Annotated in this window: 7 protein-coding genes; 1 reads left to right on the forward strand and 6 read right to left on the reverse strand. The window is 64.0% G+C overall.

Annotated elements, in window-relative coordinates:
• Window positions 1-19 precede the first annotated feature (19 nt).
• The 6 genes from AB7828_RS05980 to AB7828_RS06005 form a co-directional block, all read right to left on the reverse strand.
• Window positions 20-358 carry a lipid-A-disaccharide synthase N-terminal domain-containing protein gene (locus AB7828_RS05980; RefSeq protein WP_089264280.1) on the reverse strand — a complete coding sequence of 113 codons (339 nt, stop codon included), beginning with the start codon at window positions 356-358 and terminating at the stop codon, window positions 20-22.
• On the reverse strand, window positions 359-1,102 hold the full coding sequence (locus tag AB7828_RS05985; RefSeq protein WP_184516724.1) for a glycosyltransferase family 2 protein: 744 nt from the start codon (window positions 1,100-1,102) through the stop codon (window positions 359-361).
• A gap of 68 nt (window positions 1,103-1,170) precedes the next feature.
• Window positions 1,171-2,013 (reverse strand): phosphatase PAP2 family protein, encoded by an 843-nt coding sequence (locus tag AB7828_RS05990; RefSeq protein WP_175368988.1) that lies wholly within the window; start codon window positions 2,011-2,013, stop codon window positions 1,171-1,173.
• The gene (locus AB7828_RS05995) at window positions 2,013-3,755 is read right to left on the reverse strand and encodes an ArnT family glycosyltransferase (protein ID WP_441229670.1); all 1,743 of its coding nucleotides are present in this window, start codon (window positions 3,753-3,755) and stop codon (window positions 2,013-2,015) included. The genes AB7828_RS05990 and AB7828_RS05995 overlap by 1 nt, the downstream gene beginning before the upstream one ends.
• Before the next feature lie 50 nt (window positions 3,756-3,805).
• Window positions 3,806-6,013 (reverse strand): penicillin-binding protein 1C, encoded by a 2,208-nt coding sequence (pbpC, locus tag AB7828_RS06000; RefSeq protein ID WP_441229671.1) that lies wholly within the window; start codon window positions 6,011-6,013, stop codon window positions 3,806-3,808.
• Window positions 6,010-11,229: an alpha-2-macroglobulin family protein gene (locus AB7828_RS06005; protein WP_441229672.1), complete on the reverse strand. Its 5,220-nt coding sequence runs from the start codon at window positions 11,227-11,229 to the stop codon at window positions 6,010-6,012. Before AB7828_RS06005 ends, pbpC begins: the two co-directional genes overlap by 4 nt.
• Window positions 11,230-11,738: 509 nt before the next feature.
• Here AB7828_RS06005 and AB7828_RS06010 point away from each other — a divergent pair.
• Entirely contained in the window at window positions 11,739-12,092 is a 354-nt protein-coding gene (locus AB7828_RS06010; RefSeq protein WP_441229673.1) for a hypothetical protein, read from the forward strand.
• Window positions 12,093-12,296 lie beyond the last annotated feature (204 nt).

The raw sequence follows: 12,296 nt of genomic DNA on the forward strand, positions 1-12,296 counted from the left end.
GGACGCCAGACGAAGACGCTCAGCTCTCGAGCGTCTTCGATCCGCTGCCGCGGTTCTTGATGATCAGCATGATGTTGCGGACATAGATCACCGTGGCGAAGGCCTGGCCGAGGATGATCACCGGCTCGCGCTTGGCTATGCCGTAGATCAGTGTCATGAACCCGCCGGCCATGGAGAAGAACCAGAAGGCCATCGGCACCACGCTCTGTCCGGCGCGTTCGCTGGAAATCCATTGCACGAGAAAGCGCGCGGTAAACAGCAGCTGGGCGATCAAACCAAAGGCGAGCCAGAAATCGAACTTCGCGACGAAGACGTCGTAGATATAGTCGCCAAGCGCCTGACCGTATTGAATCAGCATTTATTTGAACTCGGTTGCGACCGGCGTCGTACGCTTGCGGCGGATCAGCCACCAGACGCCGGCAAGATCCATGATGCCTATCCAGAGTCGATCGAAAAATCCGTAATTGGACACACCGGAATGGCGCGGCCGATCGGTGACATCGACATAGGCGATGTCGAAGCCCTCGCGGCGCACCAGGGCCGGAAGGAAGCGATGCAGACCATCGAAATAAGGCATCGACAAGAATACATCTCGGCGGAACGCCTTCAGGCCGCAGCCGGTATCGCGGGTGCCGTCCTTCAGGATCGCGTTGCGGACAGCATTGGCGATCTTCGATTGCGCTTTCTTGAAGCCGGTATCCTTGCGGCCAACGCGCTGCCCGGCGGCGAGACCAACACGGCCGCCGCCATCCTGAATGGCCGAAATCAAGTTGGGCAGGAATGCCGGATTGTTCTGACCATCGCCATCCAGCGTGGCCACGATGGCGCCACGGGCGTTGCGCACGCCAGTACGCACGGCGGCCGACTGGCCCGATGATGCGGCGTGGTCGATACGGCGCAGATTGCTGCGCGTCTGCATCAGCTCGGCCAGCCGAGCCGGCGTGGCGTCGGTCGAGCCGTCATTGACGTAGATAATCTCATAGGGCCAGCGGCCGTCGAGCGCAGCGGTGATCTCGGCGATCAAAGGCGCGACATTGTCCTGCTCGTTGCGCACGGGCACGACAATGGAGACATCGACGGGGGCAGCTTCGGGAGCGGACAAATCGGAGCTCTTGGTTGGAGGACGGTCCTGCGGGAACTTGTCGCAGCCGGCCCGGCGAAGACCGCTTATTATGGGGCCGCGGTCCCGCGGGCAACCCTTTTGAGATGGCCTGCGGACGGCCCTGGCAGCGGGTCGATCGTGCCGTCCTGGTGGATGGTGAAAGCCAGATGCCGGGCCGCAAACCAGTATCGCACCGTCATGGCGCCAATCCAGCCGACCAGCCCGCCGCCGACCACGTCACTGGCATGATGCGCCAGCAGGACGAGCCGACTGGCACAGATGGCGACGGCGTAGACGATCATCACCGTGCGCAGCCGCGGCCAAAGCGCGGCGACCGCGAAAGCCAATGCGAAACTCGTGGTCGCATGACCCGACGGGAAACTGGCATAGGCCGGCGTCCAGGCGAAATGCGAAAAGTGAAAGGGGTCTGCCGCGCCACTGACGAAAGGCCGGCCACGGCCGAGCATACCTTTGATGATTTCAGCCACGAAGACCGACAGCGCGACCGACAGGAAGATGTACTGAATGCGCGTGCCGAAGCTGACAAGTACGGCGCGCGACGTGCCGTGCCGCAGCGGCGCCAGCAGGGCCAGAACGATCATAAACGCGAACAACGCCAGCAGGACATATTCGTCCTTGCCGAAGTCAGTGAAGATACGCAGCGGCCACAGGCCGGCCGTGCCCCGCGCCGGCATCAGTCCGATCTCGGTGGCATCGACGATGAACATGAGCGCGATGATGATCACGGCTGTCACGGCGCCAAGCGCCAGCGAACGGCGCGCCCAATAACGAGCAGCTTCGGCACGCCGCGAATGCGACGGTGCGCGAACAAGCTGTGCGAATGACTGCCAGACAAGCGCAACGAGTTGCGACAGATAGGTCTGTGGCTGCGATTTGTCCGGGGCTACCATTACTCGGTCCCTTCGGAGCGATAGATCGCCACCGAAATCGCTTTACCCTGCGAGAAGTTATAGCCGTCGATGCGGGTTGCCATGTTGTAACGCAAGCCGATGGCCTCGGCGCGCATCGCGAACTGGCGTTCTGAACGCAATTCGACAAGCGCGAAGCGACAGCTGCCCTGCCCGAGGAAATCCGCCGCGCCGGCACCATCAGTGAGTTGTGTGGATGTGCCGGTCATGAACACCAGGCTCGGCTCGTGATATCCCGCTGCCGCAGCCTTGGGACCGACGCAGACCACGTTACGCAGCGCACGTGCGATCTGCACACTCGGAAACAGCGGTCGGAGCGACGGCAGCAGCACGCCATAAAAGGCGGCGCTCATGAACAATGAGGCCACAACCGCATTCAGCAACGAGCGTTCTGCGCGGGCGTTATCATACAGCCACCAGGCAAACAGGCCGAACACCAGTGCTGCGGCGGCAAATGGCCAGGCCAGAAACACCGGGTGGCGGACGATCGCGACGGCACCGATCTCGGCGACCACAGCGGTTAGCGCCGGGATCGCGAACCACCAAGCCGCGCCGCGCGCCAGCCAATTGCGCGCCAGCACCTGGCGTTCAAGCGCGCCGATGACGAGGATGGCGATCGCCGGATAGAGCGGCAGCACGTAATGCGGCAGCTTGGTCATCACGACTTCGAACACGATCCAGGATGGGATCAGCCAGGCCAGCAGATATTGTGCGCCGGGCTCGCGGCGCGCGCGCCAGATCGCCGGCGTGGCCATACCGGCCAGCGGTGCCCCGGGCCAGAAGGTAATCCAGAACAGCAGGAAATACATGCCCGGAGGCGCGCCGTGGGATTCTTGTGCAGCCAGTTTGCTCAGCATGTCGCCACCGAGCGAATTGGAGAAGAACGCTTGCCCCGACTTCAGGAAGATGGCGACGAACCACGGCAGCACCAGGAACAGCATCCAGACGACGCCGACCAGCGGCCGTAATCGCCACAGCCATGCGACCGAGCGATCCATGATCGCCAGCGCAATGATCGTCAGCCCGACGAACATCAGGATCAGCGGGCCCTTTACCAGAATGCTGATCGCCATGGCCGTCCAGAACACCGCCGGCTCCTGCCAGCGTGACTTGTCGGCCTCCTCGCCGCGCTGCCACGCCAGGTAAATCCGCGCCATCGCACCCATCACGGCAATGACGGTCAGCAGCAGCATGGCATCGGTCTTGGCGAGCCGCGCCTCGACGTTGAGCAAGACCGAACTGCACATGATCAACGCAGCCAGCACAGCGCCGCGCCGCGCCAGGAAGGCCAGCGCGGTCCAATAGGTCAGCAGCACTGCACCAATGGCACCGAACAGCGATGGCACCCGATAGAGCCAGATGCGGACTTCGGCGTTCTGCAAGCCCAGCGCCTCGGCGGTCTCGACCACGGCCGCCTGCATCCAGTAGATGCCGACCGGCTTCTTGTAGCGGACCTCGTCCTGGAACCGGATGTCGACGAAATCGCCGGTCTCGACCATCTGCTTGGTCGCCTGCGCAAAACGCGCTTCGTCGCGGTCGATCGGCGGGATGGTGAAGAAGCCCGGCAGGAAGAACAGGAACCCGCAAATGGTCAGGAACGCGACCGCGCGGGCATGGCCGGAGCTGACGAAATCAAGCACGCGCACCAGTCTGCTGCCTGGATCGACACGGGTTTTCGGCTCGCGCGGGGCGCCAAATCGGGGTCTTGGATAGGTCTCGGCCATGCCTGTCGCATACGCTGAAACCGCCGACCGGACAACCAGTTAGCCCGTGCTTATTGGATTCTGACCACAACTGTGTCTGCGGTGCCCATGGCGTCCATGACCGTCAGCCGGACGAAACCCGGACCAGGCGGATCGACCAGCCGCTGGCGCCGGCTGTCGAGTTCCCCGGCGGCCATGCCGTTGACCAGAACGGTCATGGGCAGCACCCCGCCGGCCACCTTGACCGGTACGGCCGAAAGCTGCCCCTCGCCGCCACTGGCATCGATCCGGGAACCGTTCAGCGGGAACTGGATGTGCAGGGCCTGATCGCTGCCGGTACGGATCAACTCGCCGACCGGGCGGAACCGGCGCAGCGGCAGCGGCAATTTTGCATTACTGGCCATCAGCACGCCCTTGGGCGCCTTCGGCAACGAAGCCGGCAGCTTGCCGGTGCGGGCAAAGGCATCGAACAGGATCGGAGCCGCGGCCGTGCGACCGACCAGGCCGGGCACCGGCGCGCCATCGGGCCGGCCGACCCAGACGCCGATGGTCATCCGTCCGTCGAAACCGACCGACCAGGCGTCGCGATAGCCGTAGCTGGTACCGGTCTTGAAGGCGATCCGGTTATGCGCGGCATTCTCCGGCGGCGGTGTGCCGATCAGAACATTGCCAACCTGCCAGGCTGCAACCGGGTCCATCAACCGCAACGGCTCGCGATCGTCGCCGCCATTGGCCTGCATGATCTCCCGCAGCGGCTTGGAACTGCCGAGCCGCGCCACGCCTGTATAGAGCTGGACGAGATCCTGCAGCGTAATGCCGACGCCGCCGAGGCCCATGGCGAGACCGGGCGCCTCACCCGGTGGCAGCACCAGATTGCCGCCCGCCTGTTTCAGACGCGACGACAGCCGCGATGCCCCTACGCGATCGAGCAGCGCAATGGCTGGGACATTCAACGAAAGCTGCAGCGCCTTGCGCACCGGCACGGTGCCCTGAAAGCTCATGTCGAAATTCTCCGGCGCGTAGCTGCCGAAGCGCACCGGCCGATCCTCGATCAGGCTTTCCGGATGCACGAAGCCATCTTCAAAGGCGAGGCCATAGATGAACGGCTTCAACGTCGAGCCGGGCGAGCGCACCGCGCGGGTCATATCGACCTGCCCGGCGCGGCGATCGTCGAAATAGTCGGGCGAACCGACATGGGCGAGCACGTCGCCGCTCTCGTTATCGACAGCGATGAGGCCGATGGAGATAGTGTTGCCCAGCGTCGCCGCGCGATCACGCGCGAGGCCTTCAAGCGCACGCTGGATCCCGGCATCGAGCGCCAGCTTGATGATGGGGCGATCTCTGTGCAGCGACATGGCCTGATCCGCGGAATGCGGCGCCAGGATCGGCATCGGCTTGCGCAGCTTCGGCACGCTGACGGATTTTGCCTGCATGGCATCGGCAGCCGACACCCTGCCCTCGCCGACCATACGTTCGAGCACGCGGTCGCGCGCCACGCGGGCATTGCCGGGACGGCGATCAAGCCGGCGGTGTTCCGGCGATTGCGGCAGCGCTACGAGCAATGCAGATTCCGCCAGCGACAGCCGTTTGGGCTCCTTGCCGAAATAGGCGATCGAGGCGGCGCGAAGACCTTCGAGATTGCCGCCGAACGGCGCCAGCGCCAGATAGAGAGCGAGGATCTGATCCTTGCTCATCTGCCGCTCGATCTGCAGCGCACGGACGGCTTGCCTGATTTTAGCCGATATCGAGCGTTGCTGCCGCGGCTCGATCAGCCGTGCGAGTTGCATGGTGATGGTCGAGCCGCCCGACACGATCTCGCCGCGGGTGACGAGCTGTAGTGCCGCGCGGCCGAGCGCCAGCGGATCGACGCCGTGATGGTTGTAGAAGCGCTTGTCCTCATAGCCGAGTAGTATGTTGAGATAACCGGGGTCGACGGATGTCTTCGCGTCGACCGGCAGCCGCCAGCGTCCGTCTGTCATGGCATAGGCGCGCAAGAGTTTGCCGTTGCGGTCGATGACGGTGGTGGAGATTTTGCGAGCCTGGTCGAGCGGCAAAGGGCCGAGGGAGGCCACCCACGCGGCGGTCGCTGCACCAGTCAGGACCACAACTACGGTGGCAGCGGCGACAGCCTTTCGGATAAGCCACCAGCCTCTCCTCACGTCGTGGCCGGGCTTGTCCCGGCCATCCACGTCTTGCCCACGATCCACACAAGAATACATGGATCCCCGGGACAAGCCCGGGGATGACGGAGTGTGTGGTGTGGACGTGCCCTCGCTCATTTCGCCTTCGCGACCTCGACACTGCCCGTCCCCGTCCGCCCGTAGCGCGACGGATTATACATGTCTTCCACATAGGCTTGCGGCAGCACGTATTTGCCGGGCGACACCGCACGCACGATATAGGCGACGGTGAACACCGCCTTGTCGTCGCTCTTCCGGTCGATCGCCGCTGTGAAGCGGTCGTCGCGGAATTCGGTGTTCTCAGGTTCTTCGCCATCCTCGATCCAGTCCAGCGTGCCGCTGTCGCCCGACGACACCAGATGCGGATTGTCGATCTCGAAACCGGCCGGCAGATAGTCGGCCACCATGATGTGCCCATACTCCGGCTTGGCTTCGGTAATCTTCAGCACCACGGCGAAGCGATCATTCTGTTTCGCCTTGGTGACATCTGCGGGCTTGCCGTCGAGCGTGAAATAATTGCGCTCGATCTTGAAGCCGTTGGACGCAGCGGGCTCCGGCGTGATCGGTGAACCGGACACCGAGACGACCGCCTGCACTGGCGTATCGCCAGTGTTGGTGATCTTGATCGGTTGCCCGGACATCTCCGCCGCCTTGTAGCTGCGATAGAGAGCGGTCTTCACAGCCGAGCCGTTGACGTCCAGCGCCAGCGTGTTGGCTTCCTTGGCCAGCGCACGCGATGCAAGCACCAGCCACGCATTCTCTTGCGTCGAGGTGAAGGGCGTCAGGCCGCGCGCGGCCTCGACACGCTGGACCGCCTGCGTCAGCGTTGCACGCGGCGCATTGCCTTCGCTGGCAAGCGAGACCAGCGCCGCAGCATCGCGCAGCGCGGAGCCGTAGTCGACGCGGCCGAACTCGATGATCGGCTTCGGCGCGAGGCTCTCAACCGCTGCCGCGTAGACGCGTTCTGCACGGGCACGGTCACCGACCAGCGCCAGTGCCGCCGCCAGCTGTGACTTGGCGATGGGCGTCGCCAGGTTCTTCAGCTTGGTGTCGGCGAGATAGCGCAGATCGCCGATTGGCGCAGTGCCGTTCTTGGCCAGCACGTAAAGCCCGTAAGCAAGATCGCGGCCGCCATCCTTCTCCGGTTCGTCAGCATTGACGACCGAATTGCGCACGCGGTCGAGCGCGGCACGGAACAGCACGTCCGGCACCACAAAACCTTTTTCGCGGGCGCGGGTCAGGAAGTCCGTCACGTAAGCGTCGAGCCAGGCATCGTCGCCGCCCGCCGACCACAGGCCGAACGAGCCGTTCGAGCCCTGACGCGCCAGCAGTCTGTCGATCGAGTCCTTGATGCGCTGATCGACACCGGTATCCATCGCCAGATGCGCGCCGGCCGCGAGATCGTTCACATAGAGGAGCGGCATCGCGCGGCTGGTGATCTGCTCGGAGCAGCCATAGGGATAGCGATCCAGCGCCTTCAGGATGGTCGCTGCATCGAGCGCTGTGGACAGGCTGACCGACAGCGAGACGCCGCCGGTGCCCGATACGAGATCGGAGAACATGTCCGATGTCAGCGTCAGGCTCTCGCCCTTCGCCAGCGTGCGGATCGAGCGCCGCGCCAAGACCTGCGTGGCCGCCTTGACGTCGAGCACATAGTGCCGTGCCAGCGTCAGCCCGTTCGGTCCCTTGATATCGACATCGAACTGGGCCGTGCCCGCACCGGATGCATCGATGGCCAGCGCCATCGAGGTCCGCTGTTTGGCCGCGAGCTTGATCGTCGTCGCCGGATTGCCGGTCACCTTGACGGGGCCGGAGGTCTTTACAGCGATGGTGTAGTCGCCCGGTGCGCCTTCGACATTGTCGAGGTCAAAGCTCATGGTGCCCTTGTCGCCGGACAACAGGAACCGTGGCAGCGTCGCCGTCAGCACCACGGGATCGCGCACCGTGACATCCACTGTGGCGCGGCCGAGCTTTGTCGCGGTCCAGGCCACGGCCATCACGCGGGCGGTGCCGGCGAATTCGGGAATCTCGAATTCGATCTGCGCGGTGCCATCGGCTGCCACAGTGACGATGCCAGAATACAGCGCCATCGGTTTCTGCGTGGGCGGCGAGCCCTCGATCTGAGCGCCGGCACTATCGCCACCAGTGCGCAACTGGCCGCGGGTGCCCTGCATGCCGTCGATCAACTGCCCGTAGATGTCGCGAATTTCCGATGTCATGCGGCGCTGGCCGAGATAATAGTCATCCGGCGCCGGCGGCTTGTAATTGGTCAAGTTGAGAATGCCGACATCGACCGCGGCCACCACGATCTTGGCGTCCTCGCCGGGATTGAGGCCGCCGAGTTTCACCGGCAGCTTCAGCGTCGTGCTGGGCCGGATCAGCGCCGGCGGCGACAGTGCGACGTCGAGCGTGCGTGCTTTTTTGTCGATACCGAACCACTTCAACCCGATGGCGCGGCCGGGCATCCGCTTGGCGGCGGCGTCGAGAGGTCGGCGCAGCGTGGCCACCACATAGGCGCCTGTGCCCCAGTCCTTGCCGACCGGGATCTTGATCTGCGACTGGCCTTCCTTGACGGCGATGCTCTGGGTCGTCAGCAGGCGGTCGCCGAGCACATTGATTGTCAGAAGGCCGCCGGTGCGTGCATTCACCGAAACGGTCATGGTGTCGCCCGACAGATATTCCGGCTTGTCGATAGAGGTCTCCAGCAGGTCCGGCGTATCGGCGCTGCCGTCGGAATACCAGCCGACATCGAACTGCACCGAGGTGATCGGACCATCGGCTTCATTCGATTTCACGTCGAGCCGATAGCGGCCGGGCTGCGGCTGCAGCGAGATACGGGCCGGAGCATTGGCGGCAACGGTGAGATCGCCATCGGCAACGCGCTTGGTCGACTTGACCGGCTCGTAATCCCAGGACGAATTTTGCCGGTACCACTGGTAGCGGGATTCCATCTTCAGCAATTCGTAACGCAGCCCGCTGCGGGCCAGCGAGGTTCCCTCCGGCGATACGACCACGACGTCGAAGGCGGCGTTATCCCCCTCGGCGACGTTCTTGTCCTTGAACAGCGGCTTCACGCCGATCATTGGTGCACTGGGGGCAACCGGCAGCACGAACTTGCGCTCGACGGCGCGGCCGCCGGCTTCGGTCATGCGGATGAAGATCTGGGCTTCCTGCGGCCGGGTCGAGGACGGCGGCTTGGCGAGGCTGACCGGGAACGTCGCGACGCCATTGGCATCGGCTTCCGGCAGGCCTTCGATCGGCGTGCGTTCGTTGCTGGCGCTTTCCTCATCGGCAACGCCGAACTGATAGCCGACGAATCCCGGACGGTTCGCCGCGGACGTGACAAGCATATCGCCTTCGAGCTGCAGGCCCGACGCGGGCGCGCCATAGAGGAAGCGACCATCCACTTTAAGTTCTACAGGAGCATCAGCTTTGATCAGCTTGTCCCTGGAAGATATATCAAATTCAATCCGATCCGGGACGTAATCTTCGACCATGAAAGTGGTCTCGCCGACCGATGACGCCTTCGGATCGGTGAAGGCACGGACACGCCAGGTGCCGGTCGGGACCGCGGAGTTCAGCGGCAGCGTCAGGCTGCGACCGCCTGCGCCTTGGTCCTGCAGGACAGCGCGGCGAAACTCGACGCCATCCGGACGCTCGACGACAAGGGTCATTGGGCCCGAGGTGACGGCATTGCCCTGTCCGTCACGTAACAGCGCGGTGAGATAGACCGTCTCGCCGGAACGATAGACGCCGCGCTCGGCATAGACGAAGGCATCGGCACCGGCAGGAACCGCACGGCCGGAGACGCCACGATCGCTGAGATCGAAGGCGTTCGATTTGAGACTCAGGAACGCATAGTCGTTCTTGTCTGATGTCACCGTCAGCAGTGCCGGCGACAGACCGCCCTCGCCCTTGGCGAGCCCCGCCTCGAACAGCACATGGCCGGAGTCGTCGGTCTTCCTGGTCGCAAGAATCTCGTTGTTGCGCGCGACCAGCCGGACGTCGGCCTTGGCCATCGGATCGGTCGAAGCGAGCGAATTGACGAAGACATGGATGCCGTCATTGCCCGAGAAGGCGGTGAGACCAAGATCCGACACGATGAACCACTGGGTCGCCAGCGAGCCGTCGTCATCGCCACCGCCCGAGCCCGGCCCCTTGGCCGCCGCGGTCATCACATAGACGCCTGGCTGCAGCTCGCCGATGGCCTGATCGACAGGGAATGCCGTGGTGACGTCGGCATTGAGCGTCGACGCCGTGGCCAGCTCGCCGGTCCAGACCTTCATGCCGCGCTCGTCGCCGAGGCTCTCGAGCTGGTACTTGCTCAGTGCCGTCTGGAAGTCGCTGCCGATGACGGTGTTGATCAGATTGCGGTCGCCGATCCGGAACACATTGACGGTGACCGCCTGGGTATTGACCGAGACCACGGGGATGCCCTGCTGGCCGGTGCGCGGCAGCACATAGGCGCGGCCGGTGAAACGCACGAACGGCTTGCGGTCGCGCACATAGATGTTGAACTCGGCCGATTTCGGCAGGCTCTCTTTCACCGTCGACGGCAGACCGGCGCGCAGGTTGATATTGTAGCGCTCGCCATGCTTGAGGCCCTCGACGCAGAGCTGCTTCTCCTCGGAGGTCAATGCCGGCTTGTCGCTGCCGGCGAGCGCTAGGAACGGCGCGAAATCGACCCGCTTGGCGAGTTCTTCCGAGAACTGGAAACAGGCGCGCGGCGAAGCGGAATCCGAGTCCACGGTGTAATCGAGCAACCGGAAGCCGTGATCGTCGCGTAGTTTTTCATACTGGCCACGGACGTCGGCGACCTCGCGCATCTCGAGCGACAGGCGCAGCGCGTCCAGTGCCGGGCGCCACAGCTTGCGTTCTTCCATGGCCCGGCCGAGCACGGCCAGCGCCTCGGCCTCCTCGCCGGCATTGCCGGCGCGCTGATAGGCGATATAGGCCGCTGTCGCAGCGCGCTCGCGCAGGAAGGTGGTTTCGGACGAGGTTGCCGGACGGATCTGGAAGATCGTCTTGGCGAGCCGCAGCCAGTTGGCGCTGTCATCGGGCGCAATCGCCACGATCTGGCCCAGCGTCTGCAGACCGGCCCGGAAATCCGAGCGTTTGAACGCGGCGTCCGCGTCGGTGCGCAAAGTTGCCGCGCTCTTGGCGACAGGCCCTGCCTCGCTCTTGATCTGCGCCTCGAGCTTGATCGCGGAATCCGCCAGCTCATCCCGTCGGAAAGCCTTGTCGGCCGCGTGAGCCGAGACGAAGCCGAACGCCAGCGTGGCGCAGACAGTGACGGCGCGAACCAGACCAATCATGGACAACTCCCCTGCACGGACGAATGCCGCCTGGATTCAAATGTGCGTAAAAACGGTGACGGACTCATGGCCAGCTTGTTCGCGAGTCTCTCGACCGGCGCAACGCGAGACACGACGATTGCTGGCAACATCATGTGACGAACCCGGGTAACTCAAATCGCAGCCCCACGCGCAAGCCGCGGGCATCATGGCGGCGGGCCCTGCCGAAAGCAAAGCCACGTCACCGCCGATTGGTCGCCCCTGTGTGGGAAACGGTTCGAGCACGCGCCGACGATTTTGGTGACAGTTTTACAACGGGTCATACGCGCATGAACGACCGGCCCGGCCCGCGATCGCCCCCTACGCGTTTTAATCAAACGCGACACGTTAAGACTAAAAGCAGCCTGTTGGGGACGACCGGAGATCACGGGTACCCAAGTCTTCCAGCTGCGGTCAGATGGGTGCGCCTTGCGGCATAGGACGATCACGGCGATCGCCCGACCGTTCGGTCGTTCTGGGCGCATCGCATCATGATCGAACTTCTTTTGGCGACAAGTTCACTGGCGGGCCTCGCCGTCGGACTCGTCGGCCCCGTCTGGGTCATTGTCGTGACGACCGTGCTGGTCGCTGTCCTGTCCGCCGCCGTGACATGGGGCCAGGGATTTTCGGCGCTGGGCGGCGTCGCGGTCACGACGGGATGTCTGATCGCGTGCCAGATCTCCTATATGGCCGGCCGTTTCGTGACCAGGCAATACGGCTTCCCGGAACAGCTATTTGAGGACGACATCGACGGCGAACCAGGCGATCCCGGCCAGCGCGGCATCTCCAGTGACAATAACAAGGACGGCAAGCCACCATCGCGGCCCCCGCCGTCGGAGCCTTAGGGCCCGCCAGTCTGCCAGCCCCGAAGCTGCGTAGGCATCCCCGAATGGGACAGGAATCGAAGCGACGTCAAAGGCACAGACGGACGTTCGGTTTTGGGACGAAAAGCGGGTCAAGTCGGCACACTTTCTGGCTGAAATCGCGGGTTCACCGCTCAATCAGCAAGAGAAAGGCCAGCTCACCAACCGCCCAAACGCTTGAAAACC

This window comes from Tardiphaga sp. 215_C5_N2_1, from assembly GCF_052076055.1.
GTDB classification, from domain to species: domain Bacteria; phylum Pseudomonadota; class Alphaproteobacteria; order Rhizobiales; family Xanthobacteraceae; genus Tardiphaga; species Tardiphaga robiniae.